The following is a 16880-nucleotide window of genomic DNA, read 5'->3' as shown; positions in this document are numbered from 1 at the left end:
TCTCGCGAGTGGAGACCACCAAGGACACACACGCCACGCCATCCTCGGCACGTCCTGCCAGCATTCTCCGGAGGTGAGATAGACTTCACTGCAAGTCAACACCTCTGGAGGTCACAGCGTGGCCGAGACCTATCGTGTCGCGAAGCTCCCCATCCGCATGCGTGGTTTCGTGGACCCCGACACGAACGCCCAGTTCGAGGGCTACGTCGAGCCGGGCACGTACTTCGTGCTCGAGGAGCGCTCCGGCCCGGCGGGCTCCGACAGCGACTACGCGCGGCTGGAGGTCCCCACCCTCGGCGCACTGGACACGTGGATATGCGTCCGGTGGCGCGCCCAGCAGTACGCCACCCTCGCCGACCAGGAGAAGCCAGCGCCCGCGGTGAGGCTGCCGTTCAGCGACGAGCCGATGGCCGTGCCCGAGGAGAAGCTGGTGTCGCTGCTCGGGGGCGTGAGCGAGTTCCGCTACGACCTCGACCAGGCGTACTACCCCTGGACCCTGCCCGGCATCCGGGTCCCCCTGGGCCCCCCGAGCTTCAACAACTGCTGCACCTTCGTCGAGGCGCTCACCGTCAGGGCCTTCGCCGACGTCCACGGCGACAGCTTCGCCTGGGACGCACGCCGACACCGGCAGATGATGATTGCCTCCTCGGAGGACTTGTTCTCGCCCGTCACCGCCGCCGTCGAGAGCGGCATGGCCATCCTCGCGCCGTCGCCGGATGTCTCGCCGCATCCCTGGACGCTCATCCAGGGGTGGCGCGCCCCGTGGCGCTCCGGCCACACCTTCCTCATCGTGGACCACCATCCCGCGACGGATAAGGTCCTCGTGCTGGAGTCCAACTGCGCGCACGGACTCGACGGCGTCGGCTTCCGAGGCATCGGCAACCTGCGCGACAAGGGACTCCAGCCTCCCGCCGAGTGGTGGAAGAAGCCCGAGGTGTGGACGTGGCGCCAGCTCTGCGCCACCTATCTCCACCGGCAACAGGCCTGGCTCAAGGTCAAGAACCGCTCCTGGTCACGCCTGTCGCCCACCGACCCCTGACGCTCGCGCTCAGCGCGAATCGAACCGCCGCCGCCGGAGGTCCAGCATCCACGCCTCCAGCGCCTCCACCGCGCCCGAGGGAGGCTCCTCCGGCAGCACGGACGCCGCCAGCGCCGCATCCAGCACCTCGAAGGAGCGCGCCACCTGTGCGCGCCACTTCTCGCTGAGCGCATCCGGCAGCTCGCTCTTCTCACCGCGCTGCTTCTGCGTCACCAGCTCGTGGGCCTCCGCGAAGCCGTTCGCGTCCAGCAGCTCGGTGACGTCCGTCTCCACCTCACCGGTGCGCAGCAGGTGCGTCCCGGTCAACGTGGTGCGCAGCACGTAGAGCAGCTTCTTCACGGAGCGGAAGCCACTCTTCTCCCACTCCCGAAGCTGTCCGTGCGCGAAGCCCCGGTAGTGCCGGTGCATCCGCTGGGACATCACCGCGCGCACCAGCGGCTGGACGGGCGCCAGCTCCGGAGACACTCGCACCGGGATGGCGCCCACCAACCGCTCCAGGTAGTTGCCATTGCCTTGCAAGAGTCCCTGGAGGACAGGCTGGAGCTCGTTGGACGAGTAGTCCACCTCCACGCCGTCCACCACCTGGAGTCGCTCGGCGTTGAGCTGCCGGGGTTGCAGGCCCAGGAGCATGGCCGTGGGCGCCACGTGGATGGACTTCAAGTCCAGGTCGCTGTCGGGCGAGGGAAACCCATACGCATGAGCGCCCGACAAGGCCACCACCAGGTGCTCTCGCTTCGCGGACTCCTCGTCGAGCACGCGGTCCGCGACCCGCTGCTCGTGCTCCTTCAGGGTGCCCTTCATTCCGAGTCCCTCCACTCCGTCTCCGGGGCCGCGGGCGCCTCGCGTCCCAGCGCGCCCGGCACCTTCAACACCCAGCGCCGCGCCACTTCCTCGCCCACGCGCCGCAACAGCCGGTCCGCCCTCGGATAGTCGGGATGCTCCGGCAACCTGCTCTCCCGTCGCGCCGCCTCCAGCTCGGGCGCCATGGCCTCCGCGTCCCGCAGCACTTCTTCGAGCGGCACCTGCCCGGCCTTGATGTCCAACAGCCGTGCCTTCAAGCCGCCCGTCGCCTCGAACACGGGCTCGCCGTGGCGCAGCCATCCCGTGGCGGTCGCAATCAGGCGCAGCAGGTTGTAGGCGTTCTTCGGCCGCAGCTCGCGAGCCGACGGCGGACGCTGGCCCCCTCCCCGCGCATAGGTGGTGAGCGCCGCGAAGTCGTTGGCCGTCAGCAGCCCCTGGTCCCAGAGCGAGCGGTAGAGCTGCTTCACATACGTCTTCGCCGCCAGCAGCGCGTCCTGCTCCGTGGGCGACTGCCGAGGCGACACCGCCGCGAGCCGCTGCGCCACTTCGTCCAGGTCCGGCGTGGGGTCTTCACACAGCCACTCCAGGAGCAAGTCACGGTGCTCGGCGAGCCGCTGGCTGCGCGTGAGCTTGTCGAGCTGACTCATCGCGTACCGGCCGAAGCTGCCGAAGATGGCCTGAGAGACGAAGGCCTCGCGCTCCGCCAGCAGCCACTCCCCCAATTCGTCCAGCGGCTTCGCGCCCGGGACGAACAAGGTCTCCAGGGTGTTCGGGTCGGCCCGCAGCGCCTGCTCCACCGTCTTGCGCACCTCCCAGTAGGTGGTGCTTCCGTCGGCGCTCACCAGGTCCATCGGCGGGTCCACCAACCCCAGTGTCCAGGGGAGCGGCAGCGCGAAGACACCTCGCACGTCCACGTCCGACTGCGCGTTCGCCAGGCCCCAGGCATGACTGCCCACGCGGGTCTCCAGCACCACGCAGGGCCCCAGCGCCTGCCACGCGGCCTCGCGACGCCGCGCGAACTGGACCTGCCCCGGACGCCGAGGCACCAACTCCTCGCGCGCGAACCACACCTCCCCCACGCCCACGATCTGGATGTCGAGCCCCCCATCCCGGGCGCGCACCACGCGCCCCACCACGCCCTGAGGGATGCGCCGCCCTCCCGTGGTGAGCCGCTCCACGCGCGTCGTCACCTCCGTGCCGTGAGGCAGGGGCACCGACAGACGGTCCACTTCCTCCAGCCCTCGAATCCGGGAGTCACTCATCATCCACCTCAAAGGGGTATCGCGGCCGGCCAGGGACGAGACGTCATCCGGACGGCTGACCACGCTCATCGTGGCAGGGGTTCAGCTCCGAGACTCGCTCACACCCATGCTGTCACGCAGGCGCGACAACATCTCCCGCGCCGTCTCCAGCTCCACCCGGCAGCGCTCCAGGCGCTCCCGCAACCCGTGGAGCTCTCCCGCGTCCGCGCGCAGCTCGATGTCCCGGCACACCGCCTCCAGCGCGGAGACACCAAACCACGCCGCATTGGATTTGAGCGTGTGCGCCGCCCGGCTCACGTCGTCCAGCACGCCCTGCCGCAGCGCGGAGAAGGCATCGTCCAGCAGCCCCGGCATGCTGAGCAGCGCGGTGTCGATGAGCTCGGGGAGGATGTTCGGCGCCTGGGCCCCCAGCTCCCGCCACAGCCGCGCCAGCGCCGTGGGATTCAGGCCCGGGATGCGCGCCGACAGCGGCACGATGTCCTCGTCGAGCGGAGCCTCCTCCTGCTCGACGCGAGAAGGGCGCGCCTGCACTCCCCCCACCGGACGCGGCGTCTGGCAGCGCACGAGCGCGGCGGTCAGCGCCTCCACGCGGATGGGCTTGGCGAGGAAGTCGTCCATCCCCGCCTCGAAGCACTGCTCCCGGTCCGAGTCCATCGCGTTGGCCGTCATCGCGACGACCCACGGCTGCACCTTCGGCGGCAGCTCCCGACGAAGCCTGCGCGTCGCCTCCAGCCCGTCCATCTCCGGCATCTGCAGGTCCATGAGCACCACGTCGAACCGCTGACGCATGGACCACTCGAGCGCCTCGCGCCCGTTGGAGGCCGCCTGCACCTGATAGCCCAGCCGGTCCAGCAGCAGGCTCGCCAGTCGCTGGTTGGTGGGGTTGTCCTCCACCAGCAGGATGCGCAGCGGGACGCGGTCTCCCGGACGCTCTCTCGGCGCGAGCGTCCCCTGCGGCGGCGGCTCCGCGTTCACCGGAGCCACTTCCTGGGAGAAGCAGGACACCAAGGTGTCGTGGAGGTGGGAGGCCTTCATGGGGCGAGAGAGGACCGCGGAGAATAACCCCGGCGGTGGCACCGCGCGACGTCCTGTCGACGTCAAAAGCAGCAACGGAATTTTCTGGAGGTCCTCGCGCTCCTTGATGCGGGACGCCAACGACGGCCCGTCCAGCCCCGGCATCTGCTGGTCGATGAGCACCAGGTCGAAGCGCGCACCGGGCTGCAGCTTCGCCAGCGCCTCCATCCCCGAGCCCGCCTCCACCGGCTCCGCGCCCCAGGTCTGCAGTTGCCGCCCCAACAGCCGGCGGTTGATGGCGTTGTCGTCGACGATGAGCACACGTCGGCCCTGCAACGCCGGCTGGTCCGCGCGCAGATAGCCCGCCGTCGTCTGGGGCGCGGCCTGCAAGGTCAGGGAGAAGAAGAACGTGGTGCCGCGTCCGGGGACACCCTCGCTCTCCACCCAGATGCGCCCGCCCATCGCCTCCACCAGCCGCTTGGAGATGGCGAGCCCCAGCCCCGTGCCGCCGAACTTGCGCGTCACCGCCACGTCCAGCTGATTGAACGGCTGGAACAACCCCTGCTGCTTGGTGACGGGGATGCCGGGCCCCGTGTCCTGCACGGCGAAGGAGAGCACCCACGGCGCGTCCGGCGCATCGCCGCGGCGCGTGCCATCCACCGACACCACCGCGCCTCCGGACTCGGTGAACTTGAGCGCGTTGCCCACCAGGTTGAGCAGCACCTGACGCAGCCGCGACGCATCCCCCATCACCACCTGCGGCACCTGCGGCGAGATGTCCGCCCCCAGGTCCAGCCCCTTCTCGCTGGCGCGCACCGCCAACAAGTCCAACACCGACTCCACGCACTGCCGCAGGTCGAACGGGTGGAGGTCCGCCTCGAGCCGCCCCGCCTCGATCTTGGAGAAGTCCAGCACGTCGTTGAGCAGCGTCAGCAGGGCCTCGCTACTCTGGCGGATGGTGGAGATGAACTCGCGCTGCTCCTCCGACAGGTGCGTCTCCAGCATCAGCCCCGTCATGCCGATGATGGCGTTCATCGGCGTGCGGATCTCGTGGCTCATCGTCGCCAGGAACAGGCTCTTGGCCTGATTGGCGGCCTCGGCCGCCTGCCGCGCGCGCTGGAGGTCGGTGATGTCGTGGTAGATGGCGATGAAGCCCAGCTGCCGGCCCCCCACGGACACGGGCAGCGCGAGCAGCTCCACGTCGACGATGGTGCGGTCCTTTCGCAGCCGCCGCGTGACGGAGTGGACCCGCCCGCGCTGGTTGACGTCGCGCTGGGCCCGCTTCGCGTCGGGGAGGATGGACTCCTCGGTGGCCACCAGGTCGAAGATGTGTTTGCCCAGCGCCTCCTGCGGCGTGTAGCCGAAGAGCCGCTCCGCCGCGGGGTTCCACGAGAGCACGATGAACTGGCGGGAGATGGTGACGATGGCGACCGGGCTGTTGCGCACGACCGCTTCGAAGAACTCCTTCTGCTGGCGGATGGAGGCTTCCACCTCCAGGCTGCCGCGCATGTCCTGGAGCTGGAGCACCCAGCCCAGCACCTCGCCGCGCGCGTCCACCTGCGCGAGCGTCTGCACCCGCAGGTAGTAGGCCACGCCCACGACGCCCGGACGCTGGCCCGCGAGCTCCGTCTCGTGAGGCGAGTCCTGCGCGCCGCGTGCATCGGGCGGACGCCAGCCAGGGAGCAGGCGCACCACCGCCGTGCCCACCAGCTCCGCGCGCGGCCCGAAGATGCGCTCCGCGGCGCGGTTCACCTCCAGGATTCTTTGCGCAGCATCGAGCACGAGCACCGCGTCGCGCGCGTGCTCGAAGACGGTGGAGTGTGCTCGTGACGCCAGGTCGGACACCGTTCCCCCTACCCTCCCGAGTGTAGGTCAGCTCGGGTCCCCTCACCATTCAGCGACACCCGAACACGGGACTCCGGCCGCTCTTCCCGAGGACGTGTGCCCTGGGCTCCCAGTCCAAGGAGGGAGCCTTCCGGCCATGACGGCACACCACGGCCCTTCCGTCCCCGGAAAGGCCTCGCGCCCGCCTGCCCGGCGTCACCGCCCTAGCGGCTGTTCCACCAGACCTTGAACTCGCTCCAGGAGATGCGCCCGGTGTTGTCCGTGTCGACGATGTCCAGGGCGATCTCCAGCTCCTCGTCCGTGACGTTCTGCCCGAGCGCCTCCAGCAGCCGCGCGAACTCCGCGCGCTCGATGGCGCCGGTCCGGTTGCGGTCATAGCGCTGGAAGATGTCGAGCAGCTCGTTGCCGGAGCTGGTCAGCTCGTCCACCGCCGCGTGCTCGGGGGCGAGCGGCTGGAGGCCCGCGGACGAGGTCTCCACCTGCTCCTCGAACGGCGTGTCCTCCTCCACGGGCTCCGCCCAGGCCACGATGGAGACCTCCACCGGAGCGGGGGTCTCCCGAGGAGGGGGCAGCCTGGCGGTGCGTGGCGTGGACGCACTCGCGGCCTTCTTGCCACCTCGCACGCTGGTGCCGGACTTCTTCTTCGCGGTGGTGCTCTTCCGAGCCGCGCCCTTCTTCGCGGCGCTCTTGCGAGCAGCTCCCTTCTTCGTCGCAGGGCTCTTCTTCGCCGAGCCCTTCTTCGCGGCGCTCTTTCGCGTCGCGGCCTTCTTCGCGGTGGCCTTTCGTGCCGCGGACTTCTTCGCCGCGGGCTTCTTCGCGGTGGAGGCGCGCCGGGATGACTTCTTCGCAGCACTCGACTTGCGTTTCTTCGTCGCCATGGGTGAGCCCCTCCTGGGCGGCGCGCATCGTAGCGCTCTCGTGGTGCGGGTCGGCAGTCCCCTGCGTACAAGTCGCCCTCTGCCCGACCTCTCGGCCCCCTGCCCCCTCCCCGCCCTGGCCCGCAGTGCGCCCGAGTCCCCCTGCCCGCCTGCCCACCGGCCAGGGCTGCGGGCTTCGTCCCGGAGGTCCGCCCAGCGTCCTGGAAATGACACCGCGCGGGCCTCCAGGGCACGGTCAGACGTGACCCACCCCCTCCGCTGGCCGATTGATACCCTGGAACGCCGACAGACAAACTGTTAGCAGGCCGAGCGTTGGGTCTTCCGGAAGCTCCCGGCGTCAAGGCGGTAGCAAGAGGGCCTTCCGCGATGTTCACATGCCATTGCGCGGAGCGAGCAGGGCCGCCCGCGCGCATCTGCGTACACCCGCCCGAGCCCCTCAGGACTTCCGCCTCGGAATGAATGACTCGCTAGAGACCCTCCTCGCCGACGGAATCATCGAGGCCGTCATCGGCCAGTTGAAGACGGGAAAGGAGGCGGAGGTGTGGCTTGTCCAGCACGCCGGGCAGGTGGTGGCCGCCAAGCTGTACAAGGAACGCCACGAGCGCAACTTCCGCAACAATGCGGGCTATCGGGAAGGGCGCGAAGTGCGCAACTCCCGGACCCGTCGCGCCATGGAGAAGGGCAGCCGCTTCGGGCAGGCCGCCGCCGAGGAGGCGTGGAAGAGCGCCGAATCGGATTCGCTGTACAAGCTGCACGCCCAGGGCGTCCGAGTCCCGACGCCGGTGATGTTCTACGAGGGCATCCTCCTGATGGAGGTGGTGGTCGACGCGGAGGGCCATCCGGCGCCGCGCCTGGTGGAGGCTCCGCCGGCGACCCCCGAGGATGCGCAGAACATGTACCTGGACCTGCGAGCGCAGGTCATCAGCATGCTGTGCGCGGACCTCATCCATGGGGACCTGTCGCCGTACAACATCCTGATGAGTTGGGCGGGGCCCACCATCATCGACTTCCCGCAGACCATCGCCGCCGCGCGCAACAACCGCGCGGAGTTCTACTTCCGTCGAGACCTGGACAACGTGCGCGAGTTCCTCGCGGCGTTCGCGCCGTGGCTGAACGGGATGTCGGGCGACACGGGCGAAATCTGGAACGCGTATGTGCGGCGGGAGCTCACGCCGGAGTTCGTGCCGTCCGGGAACTTCCGGGAGGCGCCTCGTCGGCAGGGAGGCAAGGGAGGTGCGCGGGATGGGCGCCCGGACGTGCGGCCGCAAGGAGGCCCGCGACGCGACTTCCGCGCTCAGCCAGAGGAGGTGGTGGCTCCCGAGCCGGCCAAGGCCGCGATGACGCCCGAGGAGGCCGAAGAGGCGGAGCTGCGCGAGCTGGAGGCGTTGGTCCTTCGGCAGGGGGGTGGTGAGCGAGGCAAGCCGCCCGCGTCGCCTCCGCAGCGAGGCGGGCGCCGGGGTGGAGGGCGTCCTCCTCCGCGCCAGGGCAACAACCGGCCCGCGACGCCCGCGGCACAGCGGAGTGGAGCGCCGTCGGCTTCGCGCACGGGTGCGGCACCGGCGAGTGGAGATCAACGGGGAGCGACGGCGCGGCCGCCGCCTCGGGGTGATGCTCGCAGCGGGGGGCAAGGCTCTTCGCAGGGTGATGCTCGCAATGGTGGGCCTCGCTCCTTCCAGGGCGATGCTCGCAATGGTGGGGCTCGCTCCTTCCAGGGTGATGCTCGCAACGGAGGGCAAGGCTCTTCGCAGGGTGATGCTCGCAACGGAGGGCAAGGCTCTTCGCAGGGTGATGCTCGCAATGGTGGGCCTCGCTCCTTCCAGGGTGATGCTCGCAACGGAGGGCAAGGCTCTTCGCAGGGCGATGCGCGCAACGGAGGGCAAGGCTCTTCGCAGGGTGATGCTCGCAATGGTGGGCCTCGCTCCTTCCAGGGAGATACTCGCAACGGGGGCCACGGCTCTCAGGGTGGGCGTCGCGACGGAGGTCCCGGCACCTTCCAGGGCGACGCGGCCAGAGGAGAGCAAGGCGCCTCACAGGGCGATGCTCGCAATGGTGGGCCTCGTTCCTTCCGGGGCGACACTCGCAACGGAGGCCAGGGTGGGCGGCGCAACGGAAGTCCGCGCTCCTTCCAGGGCGACTCCATCAACGGGGGGCAAACTCCCACCCAAGGTGAGCAGGGCAACGGCGGCCCTTCTGACTTCCAGAGTGATGCAACCCACGGAGGGCAGGCGCCTTCTCGGGGTGAGCGACGCAACGGTGGGCCTCGCTCCTTCCAGGACGATGCGTCCAACGAAGGCCAAGGCTTCTCTCTGGAAGAGCGACGCAACGGTGGGCCTCGCTCCGGCCAGGGTGACAATCGCAACGGCGGTCCGCGCGGAGCCTCCCAGGGCGGCCGGCGCAATGGCGGACCTCGTTCCTCCCAGGGCGATGCACGCAACGATGGGTCGGCATCCCATTCGGACAACGCGCATCTCGGCGAGCAGCACGCTTCTTCGGTCGATGCGCGCAGTGGCGCCTCGGAGTCCTCCACCGGTGAGCCACGCAACAACGGCCAGCGGTCCTACCAGGGCACCTCGCGCAACGGCGCGGCTCGCGCGGGTTCGGAGGACGCTCGCAACGGTTCGCCTCGTCCCCCCGTGGGCGGACGTCGCAACGAGCGACATGAGCGCCAGGCCCATGGCCAGTCCTCGGAGCCGAACAGCCATTACGACAACGGAAATGGCGAGCAGGGCGGCCCCAACGGTTCAGCCCGGCAGAACGACTCACGGCCTCCTCGCAATGAGCAGCGCCGGGGAGGCCCGGGTCGAGGAGCACAACCCATCGTGGAGAGCCGTCCCGCCGTCAACACGGCACCGGCCTCCGCTCCGAGTGGCAACGTGATGCGAGAGCCCCGGCAGAACGGCAATGGGGCTCGGCCGCAGCACCCCAATTCGAACCGGGGCGGCCCTCGCGCGGCTCGTGGCGGGCCGCAGGTGAGCTACGTGGCTCGCTCCTCCACGCCGTCCGACTCAGGGCCCACCGAAACGGGCTCCTGAGGCGTCACGGCATCCGCCGGTCCCGGTGCGCACAACTCGCCACCGGGCCGGCCCCTCAGCCCACTCGCACCACGACCTTCCCGAAGTGCGCTCCACTCTTGAGTGGAGCACCACCACCGGGCCGGCCCCTCAGCCCACTCGCACCACGACCTTCCCAAAGTGCGCTCCACTCTTGAGGTGGTGGAACGCCGCCACGGCCTCCTCGAACGGGAAGACCCGGTCCACCACGGGACGCACCGCATGCTGGGTGAAGGCCCGCAGGAGCGCCTCGAAGCTCTCGCGGTGCCCCACGACGACTCCCTGCACCCGCAGGTTCTGCATCAGGATCGGCGTCAACTGCACCGTCGCAGCACCACCACTCAGCACGCCAATGACGGACACCGTGCCGCCCGGCCGCACCGCGCGCAGTGACTTCTCGAACGTCCCAGCCCCTCCCACCTCCACGACGTGGTCCACGCCCACGTTCTTCGTGAGCCCCCGCGCCACCTTCTCCCAGTCCGGCGTCGTGACGTAGTTGATGACGTCATGCGCCCCCAGCGCACGCGCCCGCTCCAGCTTCTCGTCGCGACTCGACGTCACGATGATGCGCGCCCCCAGCAGCTTCGCGATCTGCAGCGCGAAGATGGAGACACCTCCCGTCCCCTGCAGCAACACCACGTCCCCCGCCTTCACCGCGCCGTGCGTCACCAACGCGCTCCACGCCGTCACCGCCGCGCAAGGCAACGTGGCCGCCTCTTCGTCGGACAGGTAGTCCGGCGTCGCCACCACGCCCTCCTCCCGGAGCACCATCGTGTCCGCCAACGCGCCATCCAGCGGCCCACCCAACGCGCTCTGATGCACCGCGCGCGAGGGCTCTCCCGCGAGCCACGCCTGGGAGAACGCCCCCATCACCCGGTCCCCCAGCTTCACGCGCGTCACCCCCGGCCCCACCTCGTCCACCACACCCGCGCCATCCGAGTTCGGAATCAAGGGCAGCTTCAGCGAGGGGTTGTAGCGCCCCTCCACCATCATCAAGTCGCGGAAGTTGAGGCTCGTGGCCTTCACCCGCACCCGCACCTGGAACGGTCCTGGCGTGGGGTCCGGCCGCTCACACGCCACCAGGTTCTCCAGCCCGAACTTCCCGCGAATCTCGTAGGCCTTCATGAGGCGCGTTCTATCGCGCCCCCTGTCCTCGCGGGAGTCTCCTCCACCACACCCCGCCCACTGAACAGTGCCCGCCTCAGCCACGCGAGGCTTCGAGCCTCGCCACCGCCTGCCGGAGCGTGAGGATGGTGAAGGGCAGCTCGCGCCGGTCCGCCATCGAGAGGACCCGCTTGTCCTTGCTCACCAACCAATCCACCCGCGCCCGCGCGGCCAGCACCAGGAACCGCTGGTCATCCCGGTCCTTGCACCGAGGCAACTCCACCACCGGCGCCCCCTCCCCCTCACGAAGCAACCGCGCTCGCGCCCGATAGCGCTCGAGCGCCGTCCGCCGTGCGTCCACCTGCCGCCCAGGCAGGAAGTTCCGCGAGGCGAGCACGAAGCCCAGCTCCGCCAACATCCCCTCCTCCACCCACGCCACCACCCGCCCCGCCTCCAGCGCCTCCCACAACACCCGCGTGGCGGGGTCCTCGAAGACGTAGAGGTCCAGGACCACGTTGGTGTCGAGCACCACGGACAGGGGCGGCAGCGCGGGAGTCATTCACGCCACAACCTACCGGACGACAGTGCCCCCCGAGGCTCTTTCCCATCCCACCGTCCGCCGTGATACCCCCCAAGCCGTGAGTGATTCCTTCGAACGGCTCGGACTGTCTCAAGCCACCCTCGGCGCGCTGCGCCGGGTGCGCTTCACCCAGCCCACGCCCATCCAGTCCCAGGCCATCCCCCCCGCCCTCGCCGGCAAGGACGTCATCGGCTGCGCGGCCACGGGCACCGGAAAGACGGCCGCCTACGTGCTCCCCCTCGTGGAGCGCTTCGCGAGCAAGAAGGGCACCCTCGCACTGGTGCTCGCCCCCACCCGCGAGCTCGTGCAGCAGATCTCCGAACCCGTCCAGGTCTTCGCCGAGGCCCGAGGCCTCACGCAGACCGTCATCATCGGCGGCGAGGACATGGGCGCCCAGGTCGAGGCCCTCCAGGCCCAGCCCACCTTCGTCCTCGCCACCCCGGGCCGACTGGTCGACCTGCTCGACACCGGAGCCGCCCGCTTCCCCAAGCTCGAGGCCCTGGTCCTCGACGAAGCGGACCGGATGCTCGACATGGGCTTCCTGCCGCAGCTCCAGCGCATCCTCTCCGCGCTGCCTCGCAAGCGACAGACGCTGCTCTTCTCCGCGACGCTGGGCGCGGACGTGGGGCGCTTCGCCCGCGAGCAGTTGGTCCGTCCCGTGCGAGTGGCCGTCACTCGCAGCGGCACCCCCGCCGAGCGCGCCGAGCAGCGCCTCTACATCGTCAAGCCGGAGGAGAAGTCCGCGCTCCTGCTCTCCCTGCTCGCCCAGGACTCCACCACGGCGCTCGTCTTCGCGAAGTCGAAGGAGCGCGCCGACAAGGTCCTCCGCACCCTCCAGCGCGCGGGCCACAAGAGCGCGGTGCTGCACGCGGACCGCACGCAGAACCAGCGCCGACAGGCGCTCGAGGGCTTCCGCAAGGGGACCTACCGCTGCCTCGTGGCCACGGACATCGCCGCGCGCGGGCTCGACGTGGAAGACGTGGGCCAGGTCATCAACTTCGACCTGCCCCACTCTCCCGAGGACTACGTCCACCGCATCGGCCGCACCGCGCGCGCACAGGCCAGCGGAGTCGCCTCCACGTTCGCCACCTCGCGCGACAAGGACGTGGTGGAGCGCATCGAGCGCATCATGCGAGGACAGATTCCCCGCGTCCCCGTGCCCCGCGAGGACCCCGTGTTCCAGGAGGCCTGGACGCACTTCCTCGCCTCGCAGAAGGACCCGGGCCCGCCGCAGCAGGACACCGCGCCGCGCTCCCCGGGACAACCCGAGGGACGCCACGCGCGCACCCACCGCAAGCCCCGCCGCGACTGAGCGCCCGCGACGTCAGGGCGCTGGCGGCCGGGCCTCTCGCGCGAGCTCCGCGCGGAAGAAGGCGCTGCCCTTCGCGAGCCGCTCCATGTAGCCGCGCACGTCCTCGCGCGCCTCCGTGGACAGCGCGGCGAACGGCGTCACGTGGACGTCCGGGACGTAGCGGAACGTGAGGTTGATGCGGCGCGTCCGGAAGTCCGGGAGCTTCGGCGCCAGGTCATGGCCCTCGCGCGTGTCCACCCGCTGCACGCGGTGGAACGTCTCCTCCTTCCACTGCTTCCCGCCGAACAGCTCCAGCGAGCCGTCGTCCAGCCACTGCTCCAGCACCACCGCGTCGCGCTCCCCCGGGCGGGTCGACGTGACGAACTGGATGAGCGCCCGCTCGCCAAAGGACAGCGAGGCCACGGGCCCCGGCTCGAAGTCCTTGTGCTCCCCCACCCGGGCCGTGTCCACCCAGCGGTCCTCCTCCAGGCGGCTGCCGTAGAAGTTCACCAGGCAGGTGTTGAGGTGCCAGCCCTTGGGCAGGTCCGGGCCTCGGAACATGCGCCGCGCCAACTCCTCCACCTTCGTCACCTGCCGCTGGAGCACCGCCGGGAAGGGCTCCGCCTTCACGCACCGGTTGAGCACCCCCTTCGGGGGGCGGTAGTAGTCCAGACAAGCGAACTGCCAGTTGCCCAGCCAGTACACCGGCCGGAGGAGGCGCCGCTGCTGCTGCCCCGGGGGCGGCGGGAAGTGCTTGGAGTAGCGCTCCTCCCAGAGCGGGTGCAGCCCTCCCAGCCAGGTCAGGATGTCCGCCCGGTCCACCGAGGACAGGAAGCTCGCGTTGTAGTGGTGGCCAGGGCTGCGCTGCCGGGCCTTGTGGGCCAGCGACGGGCCTCGGCGGGGGGGGAGTGCCATGAGCGCCCCGTGCTACCACAGCACCCCGTTCCGCTGGAGCCCTTGCGCAATCCCTGGACCCCGGGTGTTCGTTGGGTTGGCCGGAACTCGAAAACACCATGTCCGAAGATCGCCTCCACACGCTGTACCGCACCTACGGGCCGTCGCTCTACGCCCGGTGCCGGCAGATTCTGGGTGATGACGCCGCGGCGGCGGACGCGACCCAGGAGACCTTCCTTCGCCTCCACCGCCAGTTGGAGCGTGCGCCGGACGCCCAGCATGCGCTGGCGTGGATCTACCGCGTCGCCACCAACTACTGCCTCAACCAGGCGAGGGACCGGCATCGCCGTGCCCTGCCTGTCGCCGACGTCCCGGATGTCCCAGGACTCGATTCCGAGCGACTTCTGGAGGACCGGGACCTGGCCCGGCGCCTCATCGCCACAGCCCCCCCGAAAGTGGCGGAAGTCGCCTGGCTCCACCTCGCCGATGGAATGACGCAGGACGAGGTGGCCCAGGTGCTTGGAATCTCCCGTCGCACCGTCGTCAACCGCCTCGCTGACTTCCACCGGCACGCACACGCGCTCGCCGGGAGGCCGCCCGCATGAACGCCCCCTCCCATGTCTCCAACCTCAAGTTGGAGGCCCTCTCGATGGATGCGCTCCCCCCTCAGGAGCGCGACACCACCCAGGCCCACCTGGCCGCGTGCCTCACCTGTCGCGCACGCGCCGAGGAGCTCGCTTCGTACCGGCGGCACTTCGTGGCCTATGTGCTCCCTCGCGCCGACTCGCTCCCCTCGCGAGCGGCGCCCTGGGGCAGCCGCCTGCGCTGGTGGACGCCCGCGCTGGCCGCCTGCTCCGCCGCGCTGCTCGCGGTGGCGCTCCTCTGGGTCCCCCCCGAGGAGCCCGAGTTCTCGCCCAAGGGAGGCGCCATCTTCCAGCTCTTCGCGCACCGCGGCGAGCGCACGTGGAAGGTGGAGGAAGGCGAGGCGCTGGCGCCCGGAGACCAGGTGCGCTTCGTGGTGGAGGGAGAGGGTCTCCCCTTCGTCCTGGTGGTGTCGGTGGATGGCGCCGGGCAGGTGAATACGTACTACCCCTTTGGTGGAACCCAGAGCGGGCTGCTGCCCTCGAATGGCCTGCCCGTGGAGATTCCCGGGAGCGTGGTACTCGACAACGCCCCTGGCCCCGAGCGACTGTTCGCCTTTTTCTCGCGGCAGCCACTGACTTTCGAGTCCGTGGCACCAGCGCTCAAGGAGCTCTCGGCCGGGGGGCCCGACGTCATTCGCGACCGCACGCGACTGGCGGTACCCGCTGGAGCCCAAGTCACCTTCCTCTTCGAGAAGACCCAGCCGTGATGACCGTCATCCGCTGCTTCGTGCTCGCCGCCGTGTTGTGCGCCACCTTGCCGGCCCAGGCCGGCACCCGTCGCATCGCCGTGCTGGTGGGCCACAACGTGGGCAGCGGAACCCGGCCCCCCTTGCGCTACGCCGAAGCGGACGCCGCGAAGCTGGCGGGAGTCCTCTCGGAGCTGGGAGACGTGGCGGCCTCGGACCTCATCGTCCTGCAGGGCAAGGACCTGGCCACGGTGCGTCGGGCCTTGGAGACGGCGGCGAAGAAGGTCGACTCGCTGCGGGGCGCGCCCGACACGCGGGTGGTGCTGCTCTTCTATTTCTCCGGGCACTCGGACGGCGTGGCGCTGGAGCTGGGCACGGAGCGCCTGCCGTACAAGGACTTGCGCAACTGGCTGGAGGCCACCCGCGCGGATGTGCGGCTGGCCATCGTCGACAGCTGTCGCAGCGGCGCGCTGCTGCAGTTCAAGGGCGGGCGTCCCGGGCCCTCGTTCGAGCTGCGGCTGACGGATGAAGTCCACAGCACGGGCCATGCGCTGCTCACCTCCAGCGCGGAGGACGAGCTGGCGTTGGAGTCGCGCGAGGTCGGCGGCTCCCTCTTCACGCACCACCTGGTCTCGGGGCTGAGGGGCGCGGCGGATGCGTCCGGGGATGGGCTGGTGACGCTGGGGGAGGCGTATCAGTACGCCTATTTCCACACGGTCTCCGCGACGGCGGACGTGCTCACCGGCGCGCAGCATCCGGCGTATGCCTACCGGCTGACGGGCAAGGGCGAGCTGGTGCTCACGCAGCTGCCGAGCCCCGGCACGGCGCTGGAGTTGCCGCCGGACTTCGAGCGCGCGCTGCTGCTGCGCACCGGCCGAGGCCCCGTGCTCGCGGAGCTGGGGCTGGGCGCGGTGCCTCGGCTCGCGGTGCCGCCGGGGGAGTACGAGCTGCGCGCGTGGCGCGGGGGCCAGCAGTACATCGGCACCGTGAACGCGTCCTGGGGACAGGTGCTCAAGGTGGGCTGGGCGGACCTCCAGCCCGTGGGACAGAAGGCCCTGGCGGGCCTGGCGAAGGGCGCGCTCGAGTCCGCCGGGGAAGGCGCGGCCAAGCCGTCATCGGCCGCGGCGCTGCTCGCGGGCGCGGTGAGTCGGGAGTCGAAGTCCTCGTCCTGGGAGAGGCCCCGGGTGGGCGAGGCGCTGCCGGGTGAGCAGCCGCTGTCTCCGGCGCCGTTGAACGCGGCCCCCGACACCGTGGCGGTGACCACGCCCCCCTCGGGGCGGGACGTCTCCCGGCTGCCCTCCCCTTTCGAGGACTTCTTCCCGGAGTCACCCACCATCAAGCGGGAGCTGAGCATGTCGATGGGCGCGCGCCACACGGTGATCGAGCCCTCCGGAGCCCTGCTGACGGTCCGCCTGGAGGTGTCGCAAGCCAAGGCGCGAGGACTGACGTTCTCGCTCGAGCTGGGCAAGGGCAGCCGCAACGACAGCGGCGAGTTCATCTCCGGCGTGGGGATGGGCTACGCGTGGAAGAAGCGAGGGCGCCACACGGAGCTGTCGCTGGGACTCGAGGCGAGCGTGCAGCTCGTGGTGCAGTCCCCTCCGGGGAGGACCTTCTGGACGGTGGGCCCGGCCGCGGTGCCCGTGGCCTCCTTCGGCGTGTACCTCATGCCGGAGCTGGCGTTGCTCATCGGCGGCCGGGTGCCCGTCGTCTTCATGCGCGTCGATGACAAGAACGACGTGCGAGTCCTCCCCGCGCTGGACCTGGGCCTGAGGATGCCCCTCTAGCGCGGGTG

Annotated in this window: 13 protein-coding genes; 6 read left to right on the top strand and 7 right to left on the bottom strand. The window is 70.3% G+C overall.

The window, feature by feature from the left end; translation table 11 throughout:
- The first annotated feature begins 118 nt into the window (after positions 1-118).
- On the top strand, positions 119-1039 hold the full coding sequence (locus MYSTI_RS13150; protein WP_015348246.1) for a hypothetical protein: 921 nt from the start codon (positions 119-121) through the stop codon (positions 1037-1039).
- 9 nt (positions 1040-1048) lie between these two features.
- On the opposite strand, the gene MYSTI_RS13145 is transcribed toward MYSTI_RS13150, so the two are convergent.
- From MYSTI_RS13145 to MYSTI_RS13130, 4 genes are all read right to left on the bottom strand, one after another.
- Positions 1049-1840 carry a nucleotidyltransferase domain-containing protein gene (locus tag MYSTI_RS13145; protein ID WP_015348245.1) on the bottom strand — a complete coding sequence of 264 codons (792 nt, stop codon included), beginning with the start codon at positions 1838-1840 and terminating at the stop codon, positions 1049-1051.
- Positions 1837-3102, bottom strand: a complete 1266-nt coding sequence (locus MYSTI_RS13140; RefSeq protein WP_015348244.1) for a DNA polymerase beta superfamily protein — start codon at positions 3100-3102, stop codon at positions 1837-1839. Before MYSTI_RS13140 ends, MYSTI_RS13145 begins: the two co-directional genes overlap by 4 nt.
- An 81-nt stretch (positions 3103-3183) precedes the next feature.
- Positions 3184-5961 (bottom strand): response regulator, encoded by a 2778-nt coding sequence (locus MYSTI_RS13135; protein WP_015348243.1) that lies wholly within the window; start codon positions 5959-5961, stop codon positions 3184-3186.
- A gap of 203 nt (positions 5962-6164) precedes the next feature.
- Positions 6165-6839 carry an EF-hand domain-containing protein gene (locus MYSTI_RS13130; RefSeq protein WP_015348242.1) on the bottom strand — a complete coding sequence of 225 codons (675 nt, stop codon included), beginning with the start codon at positions 6837-6839 and terminating at the stop codon, positions 6165-6167.
- A gap of 455 nt (positions 6840-7294) precedes the next feature.
- Here MYSTI_RS13130 and MYSTI_RS44590 point away from each other — a divergent pair, with 455 nt between their 5' ends.
- Positions 7295-9871, top strand: coding sequence for an RIO1 family regulatory kinase/ATPase domain-containing protein (locus tag MYSTI_RS44590; protein WP_015348241.1), 2577 nt, complete (start codon positions 7295-7297; stop codon positions 9869-9871).
- A 129-nt stretch (positions 9872-10000) separates the two neighbouring features.
- Here the strand turns inward: MYSTI_RS44590 and MYSTI_RS13120 are convergent, their stop codons facing one another.
- Positions 10001-11014 (bottom strand): zinc-dependent alcohol dehydrogenase family protein, encoded by a 1014-nt coding sequence (locus tag MYSTI_RS13120; protein ID WP_015348240.1) that lies wholly within the window; start codon positions 11012-11014, stop codon positions 10001-10003.
- 76 nt (positions 11015-11090) lie between these two features.
- The gene (locus MYSTI_RS13115) at positions 11091-11552 is read right to left on the bottom strand and encodes a PIN domain-containing protein (RefSeq protein ID WP_015348239.1); all 462 of its coding nucleotides are present in this window, start codon (positions 11550-11552) and stop codon (positions 11091-11093) included.
- Positions 11553-11631: 79 nt separating this feature from the next.
- Between MYSTI_RS13115 and MYSTI_RS13110 the strand changes: the two genes are divergently transcribed.
- On the top strand, positions 11632-12885 hold the full coding sequence (locus MYSTI_RS13110; RefSeq protein ID WP_015348238.1) for a DEAD/DEAH box helicase: 1254 nt from the start codon (positions 11632-11634) through the stop codon (positions 12883-12885).
- Positions 12886-12897: 12 nt separating this feature from the next.
- Here MYSTI_RS13110 and MYSTI_RS13105 read toward each other — a convergent pair whose 3' ends face one another.
- The gene (locus MYSTI_RS13105) at positions 12898-13779 is read right to left on the bottom strand and encodes an alpha-ketoglutarate-dependent dioxygenase AlkB (RefSeq protein WP_015348237.1); all 882 of its coding nucleotides are present in this window, start codon (positions 13777-13779) and stop codon (positions 12898-12900) included.
- 98 nt (positions 13780-13877) lie between these two features.
- Between MYSTI_RS13105 and MYSTI_RS13100 the strand changes: the two genes are divergently transcribed.
- From MYSTI_RS13100 to MYSTI_RS40720, 3 genes are read left to right on the top strand one after another with little or no spacing between them, the layout of a single operon-like run.
- On the top strand, positions 13878-14363 hold the full coding sequence (locus tag MYSTI_RS13100; protein WP_015348236.1) for an RNA polymerase sigma factor: 486 nt from the start codon (positions 13878-13880) through the stop codon (positions 14361-14363).
- Positions 14360-15109 (top strand): hypothetical protein, encoded by a 750-nt coding sequence (locus MYSTI_RS13095; protein WP_015348235.1) that lies wholly within the window; start codon positions 14360-14362, stop codon positions 15107-15109. Before MYSTI_RS13100 ends, MYSTI_RS13095 begins: the two co-directional genes overlap by 4 nt.
- Positions 15109-16872, top strand: coding sequence for a caspase family protein (locus MYSTI_RS40720; RefSeq protein WP_015348234.1), 1764 nt, complete (start codon positions 15109-15111; stop codon positions 16870-16872). Before MYSTI_RS13095 ends, MYSTI_RS40720 begins: the two co-directional genes overlap by 1 nt.
- The last annotated feature ends 8 nt before the right edge of the window (positions 16873-16880 follow it).

The organism is Myxococcus stipitatus DSM 14675, from assembly GCF_000331735.1.
GTDB lineage: Bacteria > Myxococcota > Myxococcia > Myxococcales > Myxococcaceae > Myxococcus > Myxococcus stipitatus.
The sequence above is the reverse complement of the archived record's forward strand: the minus strand, read 5'-3'. Positions and strand labels throughout refer to the sequence as shown.